The organism is Cellvibrio sp. GW822-FHT04B05, assembly GCF_058800985.1.
In genome coordinates this window covers 422529-445981 of record NZ_JBXAMU010000003.1, presented here as the reverse complement: position 1 = coordinate 445981, position 23453 = coordinate 422529, and the positions used below count along the sequence as shown (strand labels likewise).

The following is a 23453-nucleotide window of genomic DNA, read 5'->3' as shown; positions in this document are numbered from 1 at the left end:
TTATTTTCAGGAAGGAGTAACCTTGTGCTTAATTAATTGAATAATCTTTCTTTACTGACTCATGCGTAGAATTGTCAAAATCACCCAATCCTAACGCATATCGCTCCTGCTGCAAACTATCGTAAAACTCACGCGCTTTTTCCTCTATTTTCCTGACTTGGTCCTGGGTCGGCTTTAATTCTTTTCCATATCGAATCTTATAAACCGCTGCATACGCATTTATTTGTGCTATAGATGCCCTTGGATCTCCCCTCATGGCAGCCACCTTGTAATAGGTCAAAACATTAATCATTGCCTCATCAATTCCCTCAGGCGTTTTATCCAGTTCACTTGCAACTATTTCGGCTTGCTCGTTCAATCCCAAACTTGCAAGTGCTGTTGTTGATCCATATACCGCCGCCCTACGCATTTGAATCACAGCTTCATCAGGTCGATAATCTTTCTGGATGTAATAACTTGCAAGGACTTCCATCGCTTTTACATCACCATTTGATGAGAGCTGCTTCAATACATCCTCACCATATGACATATACAATTCATAATCCTCTTTTGAGTAGTACCCACGGCTCTCATCCCAATCCATTAGCTCTCTGAATGCAGCCAACGTCATTCTTGAGTTAGCCGTATTTTGGTGGGGATCAACCGTATCTTTATTAATGCCTTCTGCAGAATCTTCGTTCGAAGTGATTTGACTCGTCGCAATTACCTTTCCGACAGTTGCCGTTTCAGGGCTTGCCGTTGGAGAAACTATGTATTTTATGTACCCCAAGTAACCTAAATATAACAACGAGATAACAACCAATATCTTTTTAAATATCCTGCCTATGTTAAGTAGCATGCACACTCCCTCCGCTATTACTTAATAGCATTACATTTGATTTCATCAGACAGCTGCTTAACACCACAAGCTGCAAGATCTACGATATAGTCTTGATCTGCATCTGCCTGGCAAGACTCTCCCATTTGCTGCACCTGCCTCTAAAATGACAAAGCCAGCTGCTTCATATAAAAACTCTGAAATCTATTTCAAAAAAATAAAAAAGCGCGCCCGATTTAATCGCGGCGCACTCCATAAAAATACGATAACTTTATTTCGACTTATACATCTCATGCAATAAGATAGGAGTTGAATTATCAAAATCATTCAAACCCATCTCACTGCGGCGCGATTTCAATTCCTCATATAACTGCTGCGCACGCTCTTGAACTCGCAGTGATTCTTCATCGCTAAAAATCAAAGCACCAAATCTTGATTCATAACTTGCCTTCACTCCTTGACCAACAACCGTGGCGGTTTGAATATCGCCTCGAATTTCGGCCAGCTTCAAAATAGCCATAGTTTCGATAATTTTTTCTCTGCGCTCAAAGCCACTCATTTCCAAAATGCCACCTGGCTCAGCAAGCAGTGCCATATGACCAATTGCAGTAGTTGAGCCTACTGATACCGCACGCCAGTAGTATTCTTTTGCTGTTTCAAAGTCACCAGCCTTTATACTTATTGCCGCAAGCGCATCTAAAGCCCGAGAATCTCCACTATCAGCCAAATTTTCAAGAGTCTGAAGATTGTAATCTTGATACATAGCCATATCGCCCGATGAAATATAACCACGATCTTCACTCCAGCTTTTTAAATTTGACACATCAACTACGGAAATATTTTTACTAGCACTAACTTCTGAAGACTTTATATTAGTTTCTGTTTTACGAGAACCATGAGAAGTATCTGTCTGACGCAAAGGAACTTTAATAACTTGATCTTCAGATGCCTTTTGAATCATTGAATCATTAGAGTTCAGGATTTTATTTCCCGAATACATGACGACAACCAAGCAAATCGTCATACCAATAATTCTAGATGGGTTACTACTCATATTAAAATATTCCAATATATAACCCTAGCTGTAGCAAATGATACGGCTCCAGACATTCCTGCTGCTGCAGTAAAACCAAATGTTGGTACTGATGCTACAGCACCAATAACTCCAGACGTAGTTGCTAAAAAACTTTAGTTTTACATAAACAATATAAAAATAAAAAAATGCCGTGCTTTAAATCACGGCATTTTTATGACGCACAATATATTTTTGATTTAATTAATTGAATAATCCTTTTTTATCGATTCGTGCGTAGAATTGTCAAAATCACCCAATCCTAACGCATATCGCTCCTGCTGCAAACTATCGTAAAACTCACGCGCTTTTTCCTCTATTTTCCTGACTTGGTCCTGGGTCGGCTTTAATTCTTTTCCATAGCGAATCTTATAAACCGCTGCATACGCATTTATTTGTGCTATAGATGCCCTTGGATCGCCCCTCATGGCAGCCACCTTGTAATAGGTCATAACATTAATCATTCCTTCATCAATTCCCTCAGGTGTTTTATCCAGTTCATCTGCAACTATTTTTCCTTGTTCTTGCAATGCAAGAGCAGAAAGAGCAGTTGTGGCTCCGTAAACCGCCGCTTTTTGTAACTGCTCAGCGGCAGCCTCCGGTTGAGGAGCTTTCACGATGTAATAATTTGCAAGTACTCTCATTGCTTTTACATCACCATTTGCTGAAAGCTGTTTCAATGTTTCCTCGTCATAGGACTCATACATTTCAAAATCCTCTTTTGAAAAATATCCATGTCTTTCATCCCAATCCTGAAGCCCCCTAAATTCAGCCAACGTCATTCTTGAGTTCGTCTTATTTGTTTCTGGGTCAATTACGTCTTTAACTCCTTCCTCAGAACCTTCATTTGACGTGATTTGGCTCGTCGCAATTATCTCTCCGATAGTTGTCGTTTCGGGACTTTCAGCTGGAGAACTTATGTATTTTATGTACCCCAGATAGCCTAAATATAGTAACGAGATAACAACCAGTATCTTCTTAAATATCCTGCCTATGTTAAGTAGCATGCACATTCCCTCCGCTATTATTTAATTGCATCACATTTGATTCCATCAGATAGTTGTTTAACCCCACAAGCTGCAAGAGCTGCTGTAAAACTCCTATCTGTACTTGTCTGACAAGATTCACCGATTTGATACAACGCCGCCGCACCAGCCCCTAAAATGATAGTTCCCGCAGCCTCTCCCTCTAAACCAGCCCATGCAGAAGCTGCTGCTACAGGGATAGCAGTCCACTTGACTATATTGCAACCTGTTGAAACAAATTCATGTCCCAGGACTGCTCTTTCATTACAGCTATTGAGATCATCTACCATTTTCATTTTACATTTTTGTCGAGCCTGTTCCAGTTCCCACTCCTTCTTTTTTGCTGCCGCTATAGAAGCAAACATCGCTGCCTGTGCTAACTGGTGAGGGTCCACTCCACTTGTCTGGCCACCGTATGATATATAGTTAGGATTTATTCCTGAGGTAGGAGTACCTGTAACTGTCACGGTAGGTGTAGCAGAAGTAGATAAACTAGTGGCACCAAAATAAATGGCAATTAAATATAATGGGATTTTTTTCATAGCATGCTTCCTTAGGTCCATTGCAGATTATTAATTGATCGTCTGATTCCGAGCAATCAAATGCTACCGTGCTCATTAGCCAATATACCATCGATGAGATCGGTTACTGAAAAATAAATTTTAATACCATTTACTGTCAACCAGATAATTAGCCCTTTGCTAATAATCAAAAAAACAATTCCACCAACTTAATTGCTGCTACGATCAAATGGTAAAGCGGGCTGATTAGTATTACCACTTCATCATTGCACAACACTAATCAATATAAGAGGTCAATCCAAGCCTCACCACCATTTCGCAACCTACGGAAGAGATAGGTAAGGTGGCGATGGATATGCTGTTGAAAGTGATTGAAGGTGAGCCATTAAACTAACGAGAATGCGTATTACCGACCGAGTTTATTATTCGTAAATGCACTGAGTTAACGTTAGAAAAAATAAAAATTTTTGACTTAAATTAGAAGTACTAAAATAAATTTAACATCATTAATTTCTAATAAAATTAAAAAATTAAAAAATTAAAAAAGCGCGCCCGATCTAATCGCGGCACGCTTTTTTATTTCACGACAGAGCTACTTTTTTGCAGCTGCAAGCTCAAAATGATCCAATAATTCCATCGCCGCCACAATCAAATGGTAGAGCGTACTTGCCGGAGCAACATCAACTACCACTTCATCATTTGCACCGCGTTGGTCAACATAGGAGCCGGGTGTTGATGCACAAAGATAGTAGATAAATAAATCATCTACGCCTTTGATGGCAATTGCTTCTGCATCCGAATTGCCTTCGCGGATTTGCACCAAACTCGCTTTGATTAATTCAGTGATTCCCCAGCAGCGTTTGTTTGAATCTATTACGTCGCCTTTGTAGGAAACCGCATCGAACAGCAGGCCAGATTTATCCATACCGATCTCCAAACCGCGCGCATAAAGTGCTTTGGTATATTGCGCGACCGGGCGGCCAGTGCGGCGGTGATACCAATCCAGTAGCCACACCCACTCCATCATATGGCCGGGTTCAACGGTATCGCCTTTGGCGTTAGGGAGACGCGCCCAGTTATTGTCAAAAAACTCAAACAACACACTGTGAGTTTCATCAAAAAAATGCGCTTGGAAAAGTGCAAATAATTCGCCGACACGCGCCAGGTATTTCGCATCATTGGTCGCATCATAAAGTGCGAGGAAGGCTTCGAACAAATGCATGTGCGGATTCTGGCGGCGACAGGCATAGTCGTAATCACCTTCGATCCAACCACCCACAGCGGAACCAAAACGTGTATCCAAATGGGCAATTAATTTATCCGCTTCACGCAGATACGATTCTTCACCGAAAGCGCGATAGCACCAGGCATTGGCAAGCAGGAAAAAGGCGTGGTCGTAAAGATCCTGTTTGGTATCCACGACCACAAAATCTTTATTGAGCAAATGAGTGTAACCGCCACCGGCCGTTGGATGAGTTGCGGTTTTGTGGACAAACGTCAATAAATCTTTCGCAACGGTTTTACCTTCCGGACACCAGCCGCGATGATAAGCAGCGGCAAAGAAAAATGCCTGGCGCGCTTGCACACGTACACGCGTAGTAGATTCCAAATCAGGAACACCCGCAGGCGTTAAACGTTCATAGTTGGCTTTGGTTACAGGTTCAATGCCGCGCGCTAACCAGAGTGGCAAGGCATCATTTTTGATCCAGTTTTCAAGGCGACTGGCCGCCGCACGCAATTCTTGTGTCATAGAGATTCCCAATTCGCAGCGCCGCCCCTGGCGAGAAAGTAATGATCGGATTGATTGCGGCTGATGTAACAGGGGCATTTTGCGGGAGGATTACACGGGGCGCAAATAAAAAAACCCCGGACAAGCCGGGGAAAAAAAACACAACAGCGGGCTATGGCTTGGCAATTCATCACTAACCAACGCCGGTAATCCAGAGATGTGATCTACTTCCAGAAAACATCGACCTGTAACCGATTACCAACAAAATACCATGAATAAAAAGGCCTTAGCGAGTGCATTATCTATAATAATGTAACCGGTTTCAATCGTTTATCTCATTTTCTTGCCGTGATGACTAAATCCAGGGAGATATTTGGCAGGTAAAAAAACAAAACCCCGGCGAACCGGGGCTTTGGTCGAGAAGCGACACTTACTGCGGGATGAAATCGTAAGTGTAATTAAGTGTGGTGCGCGTCACATTAGAGGGAGGGAAACTAATTAACTTGATACGCTGAAGTATCTTCGTTTCCAGATCCCTGTCACCTAATTCGCTTGAGACCAAACTGGCCTCCACAATTCTCCCGTTGGGATCGATCACAATCTTCACCACCATCTTGCCCTGCAACGCAGCGTTTTGCCGCAAGGCACGGTTGTAAATAGACTGAATAGCGCCCTGGTGCTGCACCATAATTTTGCGGATTTCTTCTTCGCTCCGCGCTGCGCCACCAATGTCATTACTATTGCCCGCCGTTGCCTGGCCGGATTTTTTCGTGCCTTCCGCCAAACCACTTTTTACCCTTGTGGTTTCGCGCCCTGAGAGTGCAGTGCCGCCGGTATCGCGGCTAAGCGCAGCAGTATTGATTCCACCACTAGCCACTTTAGCGCCGCTGGTGATCATTGCTCTATCGATCTGTGCCGCTTCACCGGTGCTATTCGTTACCGTTGTTGCCGCTGTCTCTATGACGGAGGTTTGCATCATCTCGCGCATTTCGGCAAGATCATCCTTAAACTGCATAACACCGCTGTTTTCGGCTTGTTCACGCGCTTTTTCCAGAGTTGCTTTTGGTGGAGCTTTGATTGGCTCCTTGGGCTTTTCAACTGGTTTTACCTCGAGTACCTTTTCGGCCAGTTTTTCTTCCGGTTTTAATTCAGGCTTTTTCTCTTCCGGCTTTGGTGGCTCTACAGGTTTAGGGGGTGGAAGCTCCTGTTTCTCCAAAACCACGCGCGCCAATTGCGGCGGTAATTTTTCTTTTTCAGTACGTGCCATTTCCGGTACGTTGATGGTGGTAATTACCACACTAGCCAGCAATAACACGACAAAACTGATCAATAAAATTTTATTGAACCGCTTGTCATCATCGATTGATGAACTCCATGGCAACTCCAGACTCAAGGTGAGGCCAGCCATATCAACCGCCTCCATTTGCAGGCAATTCTTTCTTGGTTACCGCCAAAGAAATATTGCGATATTCGGCTGCTGCACAAGTAGCCATAACTTTTTTCAAAATTTCATAAGGAACTTTTTGATCCGCCATAATAGTCACAGGACGGCCGATCGACTGTGTTTCTTTTGTTAGCGGTCCTGCTTTTTGCGCAAGATATTTCAACTCCTGCTCCAACGGAACAAAATTATTTTCAGTCGAAGCAACAAGATCCGCAACACTCCCCACAGATCGTCCACCGACAATTACATCGCTTGCACTCACCAGCACTACCAAATTATTTTCTGGCACTTGTTCTGAAAAAGATGAGGGCAATTTAATACTTTTATCAGTGTGCAAAACTTCTACATCGCCGGAGTTTACCAGCAGGAAAAATACCAAAATTGTGAAGATATCCATCAACGAGACTAAATTAAGACTGGGTACTTGACTCAAGCGGCGATGATGTTTGGCCATACGTTTGGCACGCAAAGATTGCTTCATTGTGTCCCCCCTGCCGGACTCGCTGCTGCACCAATGGATTTGTCGGGAGGAGGTGCATCGCCTAACGAAATTTCCGGAAACAATTCCGCATCTACCAAATTCGCCGCCACCACAGCTTTAAAGGAACGCACTGTGTCCATCGTAGTTACTAACGTTTGATAGTCAGTTTCCTTTTCCGACAGAATATAAATATCTTTTTTCTGAATACCCTTGTCTTCCAATAAGCGTTTTGTCTCTTGTAATACACTGGCAAGCAATTTGAAATCATATTCACCATCAGGTGTTTTTTCGACCCACTTTAATTTAATTCCCGCCGGGTAGTTCACTTCAAATTTGTCCGCCCGGATAATCAACTCCAATTGCTGTGAAGGTTCCTCGCTCAATGGAATACTAGAATCAGCCATATCAGGCAACTTCAGGTCAAGTACAGTTGTGCGCGCAAGTACCATGCCCATCAACAATACCGGCACCAAGATGATCATGAGATTCATAAAGGAAGTAATGTCGAGCTCCGCGTCCGCTTTAAATCGCCGTTTGATGCGCATAGATTGAATCCACTCTGTGCAACTAAATAGGTTTTAAAATAATCAGCGTTAAGTGATGAGCCGATTGAATTATTGCGCCGCTTGCGGTTTGGTTGCACTAGCGTCTTGCATACGACTGCGTGGCACATCTTGCACATGAGTAATCATGTTTAAACATTTCACACCCGCCATCTCCAAGCTATCGATAATTTCGGTAGTTTTACTTTGCAACATTGAGTGAACCAGCAAGAGTGGAATCGCAGCCATCAAACCAAATGCAGTGGTATTCATCGCAACAGCAATCGACGAAGAAAGTAACGCAGCTTTTTCTGCCGGATCAGCGCTTGCCACGGCAGTAAATGCCTGGATCAATCCAATAATGGTACCAAGCAGGCCGAGCAAGGTGGCAATATTGGCGAGTGTCGCCAAATAAGGTGTGCGTTTTTCAAGGCGTGGCATTGCTTCCATAACACCTTCTTCCATCGCCAACTCAATATCATCGCGACGAGGAGACTGGCTCATGCGTGCAATACCTGCCCCAATAATACGTGCAATAGGTGCAGCGTCACCTTTGCCCAAATTTACAATGCCCGCATAATCTTTTTTTTGCAGCATAGGTAGGATGCGGTTAAATGCATGACGATTGGCATTTTTTGCCGAAGTTAGTACCAACCAGCGTTCTATCGCAATCGCAATCCCAACTACCAATACGATTGCAATGGGATACATAAAGGCACCGCCTTCTTGGAAAAAACGAATCAGGGTATCCATAACTTTATTAACCTCAAAAAAGAAAATGATAATCAAAAAACTATTCTTCGGCTGAATCAAATTCTCCAGCCGCTTCCAGCTCACGCGTTAATTCTTCCCGCTCTACATGACCAAATACGGCATCTTCCTGGCTGCTTAACATTTCCATTTCCAAATCAGGACTGAGCGGTGATTGCCACGGCAGAATATACATAACCCGTGGCTGTTCCTGATTTCCTGTCACTGTGGTTTGCAAATTAATATTGGCTTCGCGCACCATTTTTTTCTTTTCTGCTGGTGTTGTTGCAGGTTGTTTTTCGGCAGCTGGCATTTCAGCAGGTGTTGCCACTGCAGAACTCTGCTGCTCCTGCGCACTAGCTCCCATCACTGGAAGTAAAAAGCTTACCAACAATAAAATTTTATTCATTACTCACTTCCTCTTGCGGAATTTCATTAGCAGCGGAAGATTCTTCAACAGGTGCAGCAACCTTGGGCTTTGGTACAATACCTAAACGGCGCTGTAAATCGGCAATCCAACTGGTTGCCTGTTTGTCATTGCCACCGAGCAATTGCAGATAGGCCTCGTAATGCGGCAATGCTTCTGCATTTTTGCCCAGATACAAATCATAAAGTATAGCCAAATTTTTATGGCTCTCGGGATGGAAAGGCCAAACACTCAAGGCCTTTTTGTAATTCGATTCAGCTTCAGCAAACCGGCCACTTTCACGCTGCAAAATTGCAAGCTGGTTGTAAGCATCAAGGTTAGTATGGTTTGCAGCAATCGCATCGTTAAATGCCTGCTCTGCCTGTTTATCTTCTTTTTGCGCGCGATAAACCAAACCCAAATTAAGATAAGCACCCGACAACTTACTATTTTCTGCAACTACCTTTTGCAATAGCGACTCGGCTTGCGACCATTGTTTATTGCGCATCGCACGTGTTGCATCGGCAAAATTTTGCGCTGCCTGCCGGCTGACTGATGGTTTGTTTTGCAAGTAGGGATTAGGAGTGACTGATCCCGCAGGCAATATAGATACGTCCGACGATTGCGCTGCAGGTGCAACTTCTTTTTTAGCACTCGGGTTTGCAGTAGATTTTTTTTCTGGCGTAGATGTACACCCTGATAACAGTATGGTCATCACTAACACGGATGAAATGAGCTTATTGAATATCATTGCTCACCTCCAAACGCGATTCAGGTTTGTTGTAGCGCGCCGGCAAGAGTTTCGCGAGCGCATCAAAACTGCGTTTAACACCCGTATCGTAAGTCCCAGTCCAGCTGCGCTGCGCATTAGCTTGATGAATCTCAATCGCCTTTTCTTCAAACGGATAGGCTTGCTCTTCCAATAGAATTTCATATTGCTCAAGCGCCAACTCATCCAAATCTTTTGGCCTTTGTGAATTCATTAGATCGCGACTGAGCTGGGCATAGATTTCACCGATATTAAAACTGGCCCGGGTAGTAAATTCACCGACACCAAACGCCAATACTTGTTCTTGCGCTTTCAGCGCCTTTTCCAATGCCGCACGTTTGCGCTGCAAACTATTTTTCAACGGCAGAGTCAGTTGGATACGAGAGAACTCATCGTATGATTGCTGCGATAATTCCGCTTGCGCACTTGCCGCCAAATAGGTTGAACGATCTGTTTTCGCGCTACCGGCGCGATTGTGTGTATTGATGATATTTTGCAACCAATAGAGGCGCTTATCTTTCTCGCCCGATGCCGCGTACAACTCAGTCAATTTAAATTGTGCTTCAAGATTATTTGCCAGCGGTCGCGTATATTCCGTTGCATAACGACGATATTGTTCAATTGCCTGCGCGCGCTTGCCGGATTTTTCGTAGAGTTCCGCCCCGAGGTACAATGCCTGACGTTTAACATCGGGGTCAGTACTGGAGCGCTCCAGAATTGACAGTTCGTCAGCTGCCTGCTGCCATTTATTTTGGCTCTGGTAAATCAATACCATTTTCGCTGGCAGCGTTGAGGCTAATGGATGGTTAGGATACTTTTTGCGAAAACCCAAATAAACATTTTCAGCTTGCGCCCATTTTTGCTGCTCAATCAAATATACACCGGCATCGTATTGCGCTTTGGCTGCGATTTCAGTGTCGGGTGTTACCTGGGTAATGCGTAACAGTTGTGCGATTGCCGCATCTTTATCACCGAAGACCAAACTCGCATCTGCCTGTTGATAAATGCTGGCAGCAATTCGCTCGCGCACTTGGGCGGCAGTAGGTGCACCAGGACTATTACCGTAGGCAGGTAATAAATTTAACACTTGCACATAGGCTTGCTCGGCAGCGGCATATTCTTTGGTTTCGTAACGGCTATGGCCGAGAATCAACCAACTTGAAAATAATAACTTGCCCTCTGCTGGCGGTTGCCATGCGATAACACGTTCCGCAATAGCTTTAGCATCAACGTAACGATTTTGTTGCAACAAATCATTTGCCGCTTCAGCCAATACGGTTACTGCACGTGGATCTGTTTTATAAACATCGGCAAAATTTATGGCGTTCTGGATTTTGCGCGACTGCCATTCCTCCAGACGGTTATCGGGCAAGCTACGTGCAGATTGGATTAATTGCTGCGGCAATAGCACCGCAGAATAGCCGGCATCTGCACCGCGCAACTTATCCATATAGCCGTAGGCAACTTGTTCGTAGGCACTCATTGCTGCCGGCAAATCGCCCGCTTCATTGAGCGATTCGGCCAACAGGAATGTCATCTCGGCGACCTGTGCATCTTTTTCAAAGGTCTGCACAAATTCGCGATACCATTTTGCAGCGCGCCCAAATGCAGCGGTCGCCTCGGTATTTTTTGCCGCTTTGAAATCCTGCGCTTGCGCGTGTTCGAATTGCGCAAGCTCTTGCAGGGATTGATGCAGATAGGCAAGCGCATTATCGCCAATTGCGCCTTTGCGCTGGGTCCAGTAATTACTGCTAATACCGTAGCGCTCTACAAATTCCTGTTTTGCAGGCAGGATTAAACTCGGAAAATCGCCCTGCTGATAAACATCAATAACTTTAATACTAAAGCTGGGCGCAAAATCTGAATTGGCATTGTGCTGAACATAATGCTGATAGGTTTCAGCGCTGTCGGTAAAACGTTTTTGATCGAGATACAATTGTCCGAGTTGTTGGTAAAGCAGATATTCGTAGGCGCGACTACCACCTAATTGGGTTTGCAGGTCGCTAATTGATTTTGCGCCGTCCAGATAAGAAAGTGAAAGCGCCATAACCCGTAAGGTATCTTTTACCAAATTGGCTTTGGATGCACCTATATCCCTTAATGCCGCATCAACATCTTTTGCACTGGAGGCGTGCCCGATTAACTGATCCAATACACCGGCGAATGACTTGATCGCAAGATCGTAATCGCCGCGTTTAAATTGCGCCCAGCCTTTCATGTAAAGCGCATTTTGTTGCAGATCAGGATTATTGCCTTTTACCACAGCATCGTAATTACGCTCCGCTGCTGCGTAGTCACCGTCGGCAAAGGATTTTTCCGCGCGGCGAAATTGTGTCTCCGCCATAAACAGCGAATTGGGGTTAGTTCCGGCCAATTGGTCGAGCACTATTGCCGCTTCATCATTGCGGCCATCAAGAGACATCGCCTTGGCTAATTTATAACGCAACTGATCAGCATCAATGCCTTTTACCGGCTGCGCATTTACTTCCTGCATTTTTAGTAATTCGCTGTACATGGCGATTGGCTTATCGTAATAACGCCGCGCGTCATTTGCATTAAGCTGCGCTTTCTCGCTGCGCGCCATTTCCAGGTCGGCAATACGCACCATAATTTGTTGGCGCAATGCTGGTTCTTCGGCGGCCAATAAAGCGCGCTGATAACTTTGCTCAATACGTGCCATATCAATCACAGCAACTTTGGCTTTGGCATCCGGTAATTTCGCTGCGGGCAAATCGGCCAGTGTTTTACCGCGACCATCATCACCCAAGCCCACCATACTGCAACCGTTCAACTGTATAAACGTGCCGATTACGACTGATAAAAATGCAATCCGGAATGCAGAGCAATTCATCTGTTTCATTCTGGCTGCTTCCTTAATTCGACATCGTATAACCGTGCGATGGCAAGATGCGCCTGCGCCAAATAATTATTTAACCGCTTTTCGTGCGATGCTAATTGTTGGTCAACCTGCTGACGCAACAAACCACTTTGAACCGCTATTAACTGATCGGTATGTGCCAAATGGTTATTAACGTCTTTTTGCAACACTTGCAGGCGCGCTAATACCGGCTGGATATCCACACTGGTTGCAGTTACGTCTGCGATGCGTTTACGCGTTTGGGAAATTTGCGCAAGATTGTGATCGATTAATGCAAGCTTCGACTGCTGCTCCGCTAAATTGGCAGGATACTGCTGCGCAGCACGCCATAACAAAATACCGCCGAACATTTTGGTGCGGGCTTCCACCCCGATGGTGTTTTGTCCGGCTGCTTTCATTCGTGTGATAGTTTGTTGTGCCTGTTCGATTCGCGCATAGAGCGCACGCGTTTCATTGTCGGCCAAGGCTATATAATTCTCGTCGTTACTGATTTGTTGTAGCCGGTTAGCAGCTGTAGCGCGGGCATTTTGCAATTGCTGTTCTTGCTGCGCAATTGAATTTTGCGCGAGTTGCTGTTCATGGCGACTGCGGCGAGATTGTTGTTCGATAAGCAAGTCGTTGTAGGCAATTAATTTTGGCTGCCAATTTTGTAACAGCTTTTGCAAGCGCAATAAATCGCGCAATTCCAACACCGACGTTTGAAATGCATTTTTTGCGAACAATTCATTTAAATATGCTGAGCGTGTTTTGATAATGCTGGTGCTATCGAGCTTCAGCCAATTTTGGCCGTCATCAGTCACAACAGCGGTCACTACGTCGTCCGTTTTATCGGCATGCAATACTTTTTTCGCATCTTCACTAGAGAGCGGTTCACTGCCAATCAAGGTTAGTAATTCGCCTTCAGTCAAGGTTGCGCGCATATCGCGAATCAGCTGGATCTCACGCGTGAGCAATTCTTCGGCTGATTGATAGGCATTCACCGCCTCACCCTGCGCATCCAATTTTTCATAGGCATAAGGCAGAGCCAGTAACGATTCCTGTACCGCCGGGTACATCAGGCTGCGCGTGCGCAGTAATTGCCAGGGCCTGAGTGCCTGATCATATTGCTCTTGCGCAACTGCAGCCCAGCCATAGCCCAGCAGCGCCTGATTGGCAAACACACCGTCAAGGCGCACTTTGGTAAACTCGCGAATCGCGGCCGCATATTTTTTTTCAGCGAGATAACTGTAACCAAGTGCAGTATTAGCTTTATCTTGCAGTGCCCACTGTTCGTGACGCCGTTGCGACTGCCCAGCGATATCGACCTTAGCAAGTTCGGTAAAAAACTCCTGGGCAGTTTTGAAATTACCCTCGCGGGCATTAGCGGCGCCAAGATTGTAAAGTGCGTAGGGATTCCATGTGCCCAGCCGACTCGCCTTAACGCTATCGGTAGACAAGTCGGCAAAATTTTTATTGCGGATGCGGAGATTAATTTGTAACGCTTGCATCTGTGCGCGCAATGCCGGTTTGAATTCACTGCTGACGCGCGCAAAACTTTGCTCTGCTGCTGCCCAGTCGCCACGGGTGTAATATAATTTCCCAAGATAAAACCATGCAGCATCGCGCACTGACTGCGGACGACGTTCATCTTGCAAGATTTGATTGAAAACACTTTCGGCGTGACGCTGCATACCAAAAGCAAGGCTGACACCGCCGGCAATTAATTCCGGGTTATCACCATGCCCCTGAATCCCGTCGCGCGTGTCGGCAACCATTAATTCGCCCAGTGAAGCGATATAATCTTGTTGATAGTAGTGATATAGGGCTACACCGTAGCGCAAATCGGCCACAGATGTTTTAGGTTTTTCTCTGGCATCCGCCGCGCTAACGATGACAGCGGCAAGTAGCAAAAAAATGCGCAACACCACGGTTGATACGCGCATTACATCTGCCATTGTTTGATATCAAAAACAGGTTGCAATTGCGCATTGGAATCGATGATACGCAGCTCCAATACCAACGGCTCCTGACTTTTATTGATCACCAATTTTGCGGCGCGCTTATAGTCTTGCTGCGGCCCACGCCCGGTAAAAAATGCGCTGATTTCATGCTCGCCGGATTTTAAATTGCCGATATACAATCGTTGTACGCCGCCGCGAAACAGCGCTTTGGTTTGTTTGTCGGTATAGAGTTCGCTGGCAACCAGTTTGTTATCGATTTCCAATTTAATGGCATCGAGTGCAAAATAAGCACCCAGATCCATAGAGACATATACCGCTACCTGACTGCTAGCCGGATAGAGCAACTCTTCTTCCAAAATCAGCAGGTCGCGATTGAGGGTAAGTACCGACTCTTTGAGGGATTCGACTTGCTCTGCACTTTCGGCCGGCGCTTGCGCAAAGACATGCGAACAGCATATCAGTAACACCATAAAAGCCAGACAAAACCACTGGCGCAAGGAATGGATCATGCTCTCTCTCCGATTTCTAGTAGACGGCTCTGGTTATAAATATCGCTGCGCGCTGGTCATATGCTAATAAGAGGCGATGCTTCATTAATCGCGGCAATAACCGACTCATTCTAGAAGCCAAACCCATTCTTGGATGTGACTTTGAGCACAGTTGATCTGGCGCCTGAGTTATTTTTTAGCTTGCTGATCAAATACACAGCGGGCAACTGCGAAAAGTGGTTGGGAAAGTTGAAAGCTTAGATGGTTTTTGAAGGGCTACCACCAAAAATAACTTCTCGCCAACGGAATAGTGAGAAATGTATCCAGCAATGCTTTATGCCGGTGGCTCAAGCCCTTTGCTGTAGAGCACTTTGCCCTCAGCGGTAATGATGACCGCATCAAAACCGGGCAAATTATTGATAATCGCCAAGCCTTTTTCCGGCCCGAGGATGAAGACGATTTTTGCCAGCGGATCCGTATCAAAACCGGCAGGGCCAAGGATAGTTACGCTATTAATGCCGCTTGCAGATTTTCCTGTACGCGGATTGAGGATGTGATGCACCCGCTCGCCATTCTGGTCAATAAAATAGCGCTCGTAATCGCCCGAGGTGGAAAGAGAAACGTTGGTTAAGGGCAGCGTTACTGCAACGGCATCGGCGCGCGGATTTTTTATTCCTACCAACCAGGGGCGACCAAATTTATCGCCGATGACGCGGCTGTCACCACCGGCGGTGATATTCGCGTGCTCCACACCAAATTTGTTTTGCAAAATCGCGGTAGCAGTATCGACTGCATAACCTTTTGCTATTCCGCCCAGATCAATATAAACACCGGGATGCTCAAACCACACAGTGTTGGCTTTGGTATCCAAATGAATAAAGCGGTAATTAATAAGCGGCAATAATTCTTCGCGCTGTTTCTCACTGGGTTTGAGTTTTTTGCGGTAGTCATAGTAGCGGCCAAGCGAGGCAAACGTGATATCAAAAACACCATCGCTCAAACGGCTGTAGTAGAGAGATTTATCGAGAATCGCGGTCATTTCGGCAGAAATTTTCAGCGGATTTTTTGCGTTGGCTTTAGGGGCTAATTGATTGACGCGATAGAGTTCGCTGGTCTCGATAAAAGGACTGTATTGCTGATCAATGCGGCGCATTTCATCCATCACTGCCGCGACGGCTTGCTCGGCTTTTTTATCGTCTTCAAGCCAGAGAACGACACTGACCTTGGTACCCATGATGTCCTGATTATCGCCATGCCATGCGGCGCTGCAGTGAATGCTCGCCAACAACAGTGCAAATACAATGAAGGAGCGCATCACCGCAGCCATTACAAATTCATATCCACGCGATAATGGGTTCTGCCCTCTTCATCCACACGATCTTCCTGGGCGAACATGGCGAGCATATCGATAGCATTGGCCGCTTCGAAAAAAGCTTTGGGTGCTGCCAATGCACCGGTAACCTTACCACCGCTGGGGGCGGTAAGTTCGATTTGCAGGTTTACCTCAACCGGTCCGGTCAATTGAAAAAATTTTGCGCTGATACCGTTCTTACCATTGTCCTTCAACTCGGCTGCATAACTGCCAATATCCATCCAATTAGCACCGGTATTTACCCGCGCACCATTCCAACTGAGATTACCTTTCATTTTAAGTAACACGTTGCCACGCAAATCCATCTCATCGATATGGGCGGAAAATTGGCCCTGAACCGGAAAGGGAATGTGTGCTTGCACCAATGCAGCTGGCAATGACACATCGGCGTTACTCAGACGCAATGCACCACCGGAACCGCTGCAAATATCACCTTCAAAATTCTGCATGCTTAGCTTGGTGATGACATGCGCACAGGGCGAAAAGGTAAGTAACGATAAAGGGCTAAGACTCCAACTCAATTGCCCGAGGGAGTACTCCTGATTAGTCATGCGCACACTGGCCAAACTGGCGCGGCCGTGCCAGAGCGTACCCGTCACACCACTCAATGCAACTCCGGTTCCGCGCGTCAATAGATAAGCACCCCATATTGCAGGAATACTGCTGATTACAAAGATCAGGAAGAGGATAACCCCAACAGGAATCCAAAGTTTTTTATGGTTCTTAAGCAATGCGGGAAAACGGCTCATAGGGCTACTTTCAATCGGACCTGGTTTAATCGATGCGAATCATCGTTTATCGATGAATTATTAATTGGTTTTTTGCAGACGCAGGTTCACCGTAACCTGCCCCGGATCATTCGTGGACGCGATTGATAAATCGCTCACTGTTACACCCTGCTTGAATTCGATTTCATAAAGCCATTGCATTAACGGTTCGTAAGCTGCGCGATCCAAACGCACACGCACCTCACCATTGGCACCGGGCTGAAAACCACTCATCGACAGGCCATTCGCACGTAAAGTGGTATCAATAATACCGCTAATATTCTCGCTACCGGCATTAGCGCCCGCATTGCGCGCTTGCTGGATTTGCGCAGCGGCTATTTGCACGCGCCCCAGTGTTTGGGTTGAGGCAGTGTTGGCAGCGTGTAATTGATCGCGTTTATTCTGGATGGGTGTTAATACCACCAGCCACAGTAAATAAAGCGCTACCGCTAAACCGCACCCCAGAATCATCATCTGTTCGCGGCGATTGTATTTGTTGAGAAGATTCAGTAGCTGATTCATAGCGGCTTACCGGTTAGGATTCCTGGTCACTTTGAGACGGGCAGTTTGCACATTGCCCTGGGCATTAAAGCTGGAGGTTTCCGCGTTTAAACCCTGGTTGCGCATATTTTGGGTCAACGCTTCAAACGCGCCAAAACTATCCGCCTGGATACTGAGATTCAGCTCGCCCGATTCACCCGCATAGGAAATACCTTTGATGCTGACATTGGGTACCTGTGCAATTTGCGGCAGCGCCAGTGATAGTAGCGACATCACACTGGCGGATTGACTGACTGGCCGACTTTGCTTGAGTAGGGTCGCCAGTTGCTTTTCGGGATCAACGATGCGCCCCTGGGGGATAACGGTGCGCGCCGCCGCTTCAATCTGCTGGCGAATTTTGAGGTTTTCGCCATTGAGTTTGTGAATTTCAAACATCAATGTGCCCAAATAAACCGCAACACAGACACCAGCAAAAATAGCGACCGATTGCCACATTTTCCACCAACGCTCAATTGGCAAACGCTGGGAAAACTCGCCCTGGCAAAGATCGATCGAACTGTTACTGAAATCCAACGCCCATTCATCAGCCAAGGTTTGACTCACAATGGACTCCTGTAATTCAGCAGGTACTAACTCGCCCAGGATTGCTAAATCAGCTTCACTGGCTGCACGTAAATGCAAACTGGGCAGGCTATCCACTCGCTCTTGGTCACGCAGCAGCATTTGCAACGCCATGCGCGCATGTTGACGTGCAACACTGAAGCCCATTGTGCTGGCATAGCGCAGGTAAACTTGATCGTTATATAACCCCAACGACCAGTGATTGTAGGTATCAACCGCTGCTTCGGCAGCCAACGGCAGTGTTAAGGGGGCGGTCCAACAACGCGTAACCTCAATCCCCAATGCCGCCAGCTCGGCAAACGCCGCTTGCAGCCAGACCTTATCAGCGAAGGCGACAACTACTTTGCCGTTAGCCGGTGTTGCCAATGCGAAATGCAGATCTTCCACATCGCCCACTACTGAGTCTTCCAATTGGAACGGCAGCAGATTACGCAGATGTTTTTTCTCTTTTTCGCTGTATTCCAACTGGCGGATATTTACCTGATTACCAGGCAATATGACCCACGCCGACTGCGGATTTGCCGCCCTGGCGCCCAACGCCTCGCGTAAGGCTTCGCGATCACCCGTTGCACCCTCATCAGCCGGCATGCCATCGGCACCCAGCCAACACCAGCGAAAGCGGTCCGCCAGGCTTTTGCCATCGTCAGAAGTATTTACAGAGAGCACCAGTTGCATGGACATAATTTGCTCTAACTCATCATTCAATCAGATTTGGGGGGAATGGCTTATTCAACCAATTCAGTATCGCCATCTTTATCTTTTTCGCCGCGATCTACAGTCGGTAACTCAAACACATCATCGCGCCGGATCACCTTGAGAGTGCCCGGTTCATTGCCGCGCATCATCAAACTGCGCATGCTACGGCGTTGATCAACCAGTTGTACGGTGGCGTTCAACCAAAAATATTTGGTATTCGTTGAAAGACCATCCACATCCAACGGTTTACCTGCAAACATCGTATTCCATGCATCGGTAATTGCTTGCTTGTCCGCAAAACCAGTCTGTGGCCGGGTAGTGATGAACTGCTCCATATCGGACGGATTCATTGGCACCAGATCGGACGAGCCATTAATGCACAACAGCAAGTTATTAAAATTTTTACCATAGGGATCAACCAGATCCATGGTGTTGATATTCAACCCGGCATCGGCCACTGGCAAAACAGTGATAAACGGCATCAACCGTGTCACCAGTAAAGGGGCCTCATTAAAACCACGCACCAAACGCAGCTCGTCCACTGATTTAAATAATGCATTGGCTGCGCGATAAGGTATTTGTAATCCCTGATAAAAATTGGACTCAGCACCACCTGATCCGGATTCTTCTTCATCGGCATCAATCCAGTCCACTACGCCGGCCAACAGCAGCTCGGCCTGATTTTGATCGAGCGGCAAATCCGGAAAAGTCTGTAGCAACCGAATAAAACGGCGCTGCGGCTCGCTGTAGCGCTCAGGCGTTCCCTCGGGCTTGCTCATATCTATCGGACGCGCCAAATCATTCAAATTAAATTGCGTCGTGGCATCTGCCATCCTGGCAAACCCGCTTACACCTTCATCCTGGATAGGTACTTCACTACCCCAAGGCTCGCCCAGATAATCAATATTAGGATCAAGATCCGCCTCAGGAAACATCAACTTGGCAACTTCTTCGGTTCCCTCCAGAAAGGCGCGCGCCTGGGCGCCATGCCAGCGGGTTTCCGCGCGTGCCAGCCCCAATTGGTACTGCGCCGCAAACTTGATACTCAAACCCGCAACCAGGGCCACAATCAGCAGTACCAGTACCAATACAGTACCGCGTTCAGCGCGCAACCTGGCAGGCATACTACTGTTGTTCCGGCATGGCGAAGAGACGCACACTGGTGCCAACTCCTTTGAGTTTGAGGGTAATCTCTACCGCCAGAGGTAAATCCTGGGCACTCGCGCCCTGCAGGGTATTTTCTGGCCACTTTTGTAACCAATCGCCAGAAAATTCGCGATCTTCCAATACCGATTTTCCTTTGGAACTAATCGCGCCCTGATGCAGGAAACGCAACTGCATATCCTCTACATGTTCCAGTAATAACTGATGGAGTGAGTCATCTTCCATATCGATATCAGACAATTCGAGATTGCGCTCGGGCAAAAAATCACGCCACAGTTTTCCCTCTTCAACCCGATAGCCAACCATCTGCAAATCGCTGCGCGGCAAGTTGGAGAAGTTGACCCATCCGCGCCGCTTGAACAACAGCACTATCTGGTCGGCATTCTCACCTGATGAGCGCAGGCTATCCGCCTGGAATATCGCATTTCTATCCGCCGCAGCGGGCGGAATCACATGGCGTAAATCAGCGCCGATTATTTGCCAGGCGCGATCCAGGCGATTGATCTCTTCCAGGACTTCATTCGTCCGCTTAGCGCCGTTATCCGCTGCATTGAGCGACTCAAATGCCATAACGGCAATCAACGCTGAAATAACCAGCGCAATCAATACTTCCAGCAATGTAAAACCGCGCGACAATTTCACTACTGCACCTGCACAAGTTCAGGGTCGCTGATGTAACCCGTCAGGCGCGCCATTGCCGGTTGGTCTTCATCGACCGCCGTGCGTCCGAGGGTCGCACCATCGGCTACGCCCATAAGCCGCACCGTAATTTCGACACGTTTAAAGCCGGGCACTGGCAGCGTATCCATGGCAATACTTTTTAATTGCCACTGCCAGCGCATCCCGGCCATATCTACCGTACCTGAATCTTTTTCCGGCACGTTATAATCCGCTAACGCTTTTTTCGCTTTTTGCTGCTGCAAGAGCCGCACCCGTATCAACTGGTTTTCAGCCACCCAGTAGGCATAGGTTTTATCGCGGATAACTGCCGAGCCATCCAATTGCGTCATCACCAATGTAATGAGTGCCGGCAGCACCATAGCGACAATTCCCAGTGCGATAATCGCTTCCAGCAGTGTAAAACCGCGCTGGTCGCCGCACGGGAGCCGGCCACTGGCGAGGGGAGATTTCATCGCCCACGCTGCTCCTCTTCAATACGCTTTTCTTCGCTGAGCCAATGCAACTCACCGGCCAGATCCAACTCCAACTTTTCGGTTTCGGACGTTTGATTACCTTGGAGTTGGTCGGCATGAATAGAAACTTCGACCCTGCCCGAACCATCACCACTCGGGAAAAATCCCATTACCGGATCTTGATACTCCAGTTCGGGGTCAAACTCCCACAATTCATTGTCAACGACAAACTCGATCACCAGCCCTTCCGGCAGGCAATGATGGCTCAGCTCCGGAAGATCCTGCCATTGACGATCGCGTACCCGACGCCACTGATAACACCACTGTTCTTTGGCATCTATATCCTGAGCGGGGCGCAACTCGGCGAACAAGCCGTGGGTTTCGCCCTTCAATACCGACTGCTCGGAGATATAGGATGCCTGCAACATAAACTCTTCGGCCTCTTTGCGTGTCATATTCGCTGCTGTATTGCCGATCGCAATGGAAATAACACTCACAGCCATACCGATAATAAAGATCACAAAAATGATCTCGATCAGGGTAAAACCTAGTTGGGGGCGGTTCACTCACTCGACCTTGGGCAGCTAAACCTTACTGCTCATCCCACACGTTGATATCAGCATTCTGGCCTTCGCCACCGCTCACACCATCGGCACCCAAACTGTAGATATCGTACTCATGGCCTTCACCCGGGCTCATGTATTGGTAGTCATTGCCCCATGGGTCCTTGTTGAGAGTATCGATATAACCATTGGGATTGAAGTTGCGCGGTACCGGTGCAATCGAGCTTTTGGTTACCAGAGCTTCAAGACCCTGCTCTGTTGTCGGGTAGTTGAAGTTATCAATGCGATACAATTTCAACGCAGTTTGCAACGCGCTAAAGTCAGCTCGGGCTTTTTGCACGTTGGCCTTATCGAGCTTATCCATCACATTGGGCACCACGATTCCCGCCAGCAGGCCGATGATAATTACTACCACCATAATTTCCACCAGGGTAAAACCGGCCTGGCTCATTCTTACGTTCATCATTCTTGTTTTCATCGCTGTCTCCTAAATCTAAATATCACTATCATCTGGTCTTCATAACTGACGTGTTTACTTAATGTTGGTCATATCGAAAATCGGCGTGAGGATCGCCAAAACAATCACACAGACCGCACCGCCCATAAAAATAATGGTGGCAGGTTCCAACAGTCCCATGGCCACCCCCAGCATCATTTCCAATTCGCGCTCCTGATCTTTGGATGCATTATCCAATTGTTGCGGCAAGGTCCCGTTAGTTTCACCACTTGCCACCAACTGCACCAGCAAGGGCGGAAAATGGCCGGTATTTTCCATTGCACGACTGAGACTCATACCTTCGCGCACCGAACTGGCCACGGTATCACAAGCTTCTTGCAGGATTTTATTGGTCATCACCTGACCGGAAATATTCAGCGCCTGCAACAGCGGCACGCCACTGGCAGACAAGAGGCTCAAGGTCGCCGCAAAACGCGCCGAGTTAATCTGTTTTACCAACTCGCCAATCACCGGTAATTTCAATTGCACCACGTGCCAGGTACGCAGCCGTTTGGGGTCGCGCATCAGGTGCTTTATGACAAAATACAGGCCTACCAGGGCAAAAAATAAAAATACCCCATAGTTCATCAGAAAATCGCTGGTGATAATCAATCCTTCTGTAAGCGCAGGTAGCTCGCGCTTGCCTTGCTCAAAGATCCTGACCAGCTTGGGCACTACCAATACCATCAATGCCACAATTACCGCGAGACTTACCACCAGCATCACTACCGGGTAGATCATCGCCATCTTGATGCGCTGTTGCAGCTGTTGGCTGGTCTGGGTGTAATCGGCCAAACGCTCAAGCACGGGGCTCAGATAACCCGACCCCTCACCCGCACGCACCAGAGCACGATACATATCGTTAAATGCGACAGGATTGTCACCCAATGCCTGCGCCAAACTAAAACCTTCAAGTACTTTGGTCCGCACCTGCAAAACCACGCGTTTCACATTGGCTTTTTGCGATTGTTTCGCCGTTGCATGCAAGGCTTCATCCAGTGGCAAACCCGACTTCACCAGCGAGGCCAGTTGCCGCGTAATCAAACTTAACTCGCGTGTACTCAGGCGGCTGGCGCGACGCCGTGACCAGGCAGAAATATTCACCCCATCGTTAGCTGCAGCGGCAGATTCGCTGCCCGCACCAATCACTTCCAAGGGTTTGAGCTTTTTGGAGCGAAGCTGTGTGCGGATGTGCCGCTCGGAGTCACCCTCAAGGATGCCCTTGACGGTTTTGCCTTCTTCGTTCAGCGCTTTGTAACTGTATGCACCCATGATTTA

General features: G+C 47.2%; 24 protein-coding genes and 1 pseudogene. 1 reads left to right on the top strand and 24 read right to left on the bottom strand.

The genetic code is table 11. The features are described 5' to 3' along the window. Positions 1-28 precede the first annotated feature (28 nt). The 4 genes from AC1RJL_RS11830 to AC1RJL_RS11815 all read right to left on the bottom strand — a co-directional run bounded on the left by AC1RJL_RS11830 (position 29) and on the right by AC1RJL_RS11815 (position 3456). Entirely contained in the window at positions 29-838 is an 810-nt protein-coding gene (locus AC1RJL_RS11830; protein ID WP_492914194.1) for a hypothetical protein, read from the bottom strand. 250 nt (positions 839-1088) lie between these two features. Then, the gene (locus AC1RJL_RS11825; protein WP_492914192.1) at positions 1089-1871 is read right to left on the bottom strand and encodes a hypothetical protein; all 783 of its coding nucleotides are present in this window, start codon (positions 1869-1871) and stop codon (positions 1089-1091) included. 218 nt (positions 1872-2089) lie between these two features. Then, positions 2090-2896 carry a hypothetical protein gene (locus tag AC1RJL_RS11820; protein ID WP_492914190.1) on the bottom strand — a complete coding sequence of 269 codons (807 nt, stop codon included), beginning with the start codon at positions 2894-2896 and terminating at the stop codon, positions 2090-2092. Positions 2897-2913: 17 nt separating this feature from the next. Continuing rightward, the gene (locus AC1RJL_RS11815) at positions 2914-3456 is read right to left on the bottom strand and encodes a hypothetical protein (RefSeq protein WP_492914188.1); all 543 of its coding nucleotides are present in this window, start codon (positions 3454-3456) and stop codon (positions 2914-2916) included. 283 nt (positions 3457-3739) lie between these two features. On the opposite strand from AC1RJL_RS11815, the pseudogene AC1RJL_RS11810 reads away from it, so the two are divergent. Then, positions 3740-3829 (top strand): annotated as a pseudogene (locus tag AC1RJL_RS11810) (hypothetical protein); the annotation flags it as partial. Between the two features lie 198 nt (positions 3830-4027). Here the strand turns inward: AC1RJL_RS11810 and AC1RJL_RS11805 are convergent. From AC1RJL_RS11805 to gspF, 20 genes are all read right to left on the bottom strand, one after another. After that, complete coding sequence (locus AC1RJL_RS11805) at positions 4028-5185, bottom strand: AGE family epimerase/isomerase (protein ID WP_492914186.1); 1158 nt, start codon at positions 5183-5185, stop codon at positions 4028-4030. Between the two features lie 409 nt (positions 5186-5594). Continuing rightward, positions 5595-6572: a TonB family protein gene (locus tag AC1RJL_RS11800; protein WP_492914184.1), complete on the bottom strand. Its 978-nt coding sequence runs from the start codon at positions 6570-6572 to the stop codon at positions 5595-5597. Position 6573: 1 nt separating this feature from the next. Next, positions 6574-7089 (bottom strand): ExbD/TolR family protein, encoded by a 516-nt coding sequence (locus AC1RJL_RS11795; protein ID WP_492914182.1) that lies wholly within the window; start codon positions 7087-7089, stop codon positions 6574-6576. Further along, positions 7086-7634 (bottom strand): ExbD/TolR family protein, encoded by a 549-nt coding sequence (locus tag AC1RJL_RS11790; RefSeq protein WP_492914180.1) that lies wholly within the window; start codon positions 7632-7634, stop codon positions 7086-7088. The genes AC1RJL_RS11795 and AC1RJL_RS11790 overlap by 4 nt, the downstream gene beginning before the upstream one ends. Before the next feature lie 69 nt (positions 7635-7703). Then, complete coding sequence (locus tag AC1RJL_RS11785; RefSeq protein WP_492914179.1) at positions 7704-8384, bottom strand: MotA/TolQ/ExbB proton channel family protein; 681 nt, start codon at positions 8382-8384, stop codon at positions 7704-7706. A gap of 40 nt (positions 8385-8424) precedes the next feature. Next, entirely contained in the window at positions 8425-8790 is a 366-nt protein-coding gene (locus tag AC1RJL_RS11780) for a hypothetical protein (RefSeq protein ID WP_492914176.1), read from the bottom strand. Beyond that, on the bottom strand, positions 8783-9538 hold the full coding sequence (locus AC1RJL_RS11775) for a tetratricopeptide repeat protein (RefSeq protein WP_492914174.1): 756 nt from the start codon (positions 9536-9538) through the stop codon (positions 8783-8785). The genes AC1RJL_RS11780 and AC1RJL_RS11775 overlap by 8 nt, the downstream gene beginning before the upstream one ends. Continuing rightward, complete coding sequence (locus AC1RJL_RS11770; RefSeq protein ID WP_492914172.1) at positions 9525-12416, bottom strand: tetratricopeptide repeat protein; 2892 nt, start codon at positions 12414-12416, stop codon at positions 9525-9527. Before AC1RJL_RS11770 ends, AC1RJL_RS11775 begins: the two co-directional genes overlap by 14 nt. Then, a complete protein-coding gene (locus AC1RJL_RS11765; protein ID WP_492914170.1) occupies positions 12413-14356 on the bottom strand; it encodes a hypothetical protein in 1944 nt (647 codons plus the stop codon). The genes AC1RJL_RS11770 and AC1RJL_RS11765 overlap by 4 nt, the downstream gene beginning before the upstream one ends. Further along, positions 14356-14844 carry an AraC family transcriptional regulator gene (locus AC1RJL_RS11760; RefSeq protein WP_492914739.1) on the bottom strand — a complete coding sequence of 163 codons (489 nt, stop codon included), beginning with the start codon at positions 14842-14844 and terminating at the stop codon, positions 14356-14358. The genes AC1RJL_RS11765 and AC1RJL_RS11760 overlap by 1 nt, the downstream gene beginning before the upstream one ends. A 352-nt stretch (positions 14845-15196) precedes the next feature. Then, complete coding sequence (locus AC1RJL_RS11755; RefSeq protein WP_492914169.1) at positions 15197-16177, bottom strand: FAD:protein FMN transferase; 981 nt, start codon at positions 16175-16177, stop codon at positions 15197-15199. Between the two features lie 11 nt (positions 16178-16188). Then, positions 16189-16983, bottom strand: a complete 795-nt coding sequence (gene gspN / locus AC1RJL_RS11750) for a type II secretion system protein N (protein ID WP_492914168.1) — start codon at positions 16981-16983, stop codon at positions 16189-16191. 60 nt (positions 16984-17043) lie between these two features. Continuing rightward, a complete protein-coding gene (locus tag AC1RJL_RS11745; RefSeq protein ID WP_492914167.1) occupies positions 17044-17523 on the bottom strand; it encodes a type II secretion system protein M in 480 nt (159 codons plus the stop codon). Between the two features lie 6 nt (positions 17524-17529). Beyond that, positions 17530-18804, bottom strand: a complete 1275-nt coding sequence (gene gspL, locus AC1RJL_RS11740) for a type II secretion system protein GspL (RefSeq protein WP_492914166.1) — start codon at positions 18802-18804, stop codon at positions 17530-17532. Between the two features lie 44 nt (positions 18805-18848). Beyond that, a complete protein-coding gene (gspK, locus tag AC1RJL_RS11735; RefSeq protein WP_492914164.1) occupies positions 18849-19943 on the bottom strand; it encodes a type II secretion system minor pseudopilin GspK in 1095 nt (364 codons plus the stop codon). A gap of 1 nt (position 19944) precedes the next feature. Then, entirely contained in the window at positions 19945-20625 is a 681-nt protein-coding gene (gene gspJ / locus AC1RJL_RS11730; RefSeq protein WP_492914162.1) for a type II secretion system minor pseudopilin GspJ, read from the bottom strand. Further along, positions 20625-21116: a type II secretion system minor pseudopilin GspI gene (gspI, locus tag AC1RJL_RS11725; protein ID WP_492914160.1), complete on the bottom strand. Its 492-nt coding sequence runs from the start codon at positions 21114-21116 to the stop codon at positions 20625-20627. Before gspI ends, gspJ begins: the two co-directional genes overlap by 1 nt. Next, positions 21113-21682, bottom strand: a complete 570-nt coding sequence (locus tag AC1RJL_RS11720) for a prepilin-type N-terminal cleavage/methylation domain-containing protein (RefSeq protein ID WP_492914158.1) — start codon at positions 21680-21682, stop codon at positions 21113-21115. Before AC1RJL_RS11720 ends, gspI begins: the two co-directional genes overlap by 4 nt. Positions 21683-21707: 25 nt before the next feature. Beyond that, positions 21708-22157, bottom strand: coding sequence for a type II secretion system major pseudopilin GspG (gspG, locus tag AC1RJL_RS11715; protein ID WP_492914156.1), 450 nt, complete (start codon positions 22155-22157; stop codon positions 21708-21710). 54 nt (positions 22158-22211) lie between these two features. Beyond that, the gene (gene gspF / locus AC1RJL_RS11710; RefSeq protein ID WP_492914154.1) at positions 22212-23447 is read right to left on the bottom strand and encodes a type II secretion system inner membrane protein GspF; all 1236 of its coding nucleotides are present in this window, start codon (positions 23445-23447) and stop codon (positions 22212-22214) included. Between the last annotated feature and the right edge of the window lie 6 nt (positions 23448-23453).

Bases quoted from the DNA above. Each gene is read 5' to 3' on its own strand.
- AC1RJL_RS11785 (WP_492914179.1), bottom strand. From the start codon at position 8,384: ATGGATACCCTGATTCGTTTTTTCCAAGAAGGCGGTGCCTTTATGTAT.
- AC1RJL_RS11765 (WP_492914170.1), bottom strand. From the start codon at position 14,356: ATGCGCGTATCAACCGTGGTGTTGCGCATTTTTTTGCTACTTGCCGCT.
- gspI (WP_492914160.1), bottom strand. From the start codon at position 21,116: ATGAAATCTCCCCTCGCCAGTGGCCGGCTCCCGTGCGGCGACCAGCGC.
- AC1RJL_RS11825 (WP_492914192.1), bottom strand. From the start codon at position 1,871: ATGAGTAGTAACCCATCTAGAATTATTGGTATGACGATTTGCTTGGTT.
- gspN (WP_492914168.1), bottom strand. From the start codon at position 16,983: ATGAGCCGTTTTCCCGCATTGCTTAAGAACCATAAAAAACTTTGGATT.
- AC1RJL_RS11795 (WP_492914182.1), bottom strand. From the start codon at position 7,089: ATGAAGCAATCTTTGCGTGCCAAACGTATGGCCAAACATCATCGCCGC.
- AC1RJL_RS11760 (WP_492914739.1), bottom strand. From the start codon at position 14,844: ATGGTGTTACTGATATGCTGTTCGCATGTCTTTGCGCAAGCGCCGGCC.
- AC1RJL_RS11775 (WP_492914174.1), bottom strand. From the start codon at position 9,538: ATGATATTCAATAAGCTCATTTCATCCGTGTTAGTGATGACCATACTG.
- AC1RJL_RS11805 (WP_492914186.1), bottom strand. From the start codon at position 5,185: ATGACACAAGAATTGCGTGCGGCGGCCAGTCGCCTTGAAAACTGGATC.
- AC1RJL_RS11815 (WP_492914188.1), bottom strand. From the start codon at position 3,456: ATGAAAAAAATCCCATTATATTTAATTGCCATTTATTTTGGTGCCACT.
- AC1RJL_RS11770 (WP_492914172.1), bottom strand. From the start codon at position 12,416: ATGAAACAGATGAATTGCTCTGCATTCCGGATTGCATTTTTATCAGTC.
- gspK (WP_492914164.1), bottom strand. From the start codon at position 19,943: ATGCCTGCCAGGTTGCGCGCTGAACGCGGTACTGTATTGGTACTGGTA.
- gspF (WP_492914154.1), bottom strand. From the start codon at position 23,447: ATGGGTGCATACAGTTACAAAGCGCTGAACGAAGAAGGCAAAACCGTC.
- AC1RJL_RS11745 (WP_492914167.1), bottom strand. From the start codon at position 17,523: ATGAATCAGCTACTGAATCTTCTCAACAAATACAATCGCCGCGAACAG.
- gspL (WP_492914166.1), bottom strand. From the start codon at position 18,804: ATGTCCATGCAACTGGTGCTCTCTGTAAATACTTCTGACGATGGCAAA.
- AC1RJL_RS11780 (WP_492914176.1), bottom strand. From the start codon at position 8,790: ATGAATAAAATTTTATTGTTGGTAAGCTTTTTACTTCCAGTGATGGGA.
- AC1RJL_RS11820 (WP_492914190.1), bottom strand. From the start codon at position 2,896: ATGCTACTTAACATAGGCAGGATATTTAAGAAGATACTGGTTGTTATC.
- gspG (WP_492914156.1), bottom strand. From the start codon at position 22,157: ATGAAAACAAGAATGATGAACGTAAGAATGAGCCAGGCCGGTTTTACC.
- AC1RJL_RS11790 (WP_492914180.1), bottom strand. From the start codon at position 7,634: ATGCGCATCAAACGGCGATTTAAAGCGGACGCGGAGCTCGACATTACT.
- AC1RJL_RS11830 (WP_492914194.1), bottom strand. From the start codon at position 838: ATGCTACTTAACATAGGCAGGATATTTAAAAAGATATTGGTTGTTATC.
- AC1RJL_RS11800 (WP_492914184.1), bottom strand. From the start codon at position 6,572: ATGGCTGGCCTCACCTTGAGTCTGGAGTTGCCATGGAGTTCATCAATC.
- AC1RJL_RS11755 (WP_492914169.1), bottom strand. From the start codon at position 16,177: ATGCGCTCCTTCATTGTATTTGCACTGTTGTTGGCGAGCATTCACTGC.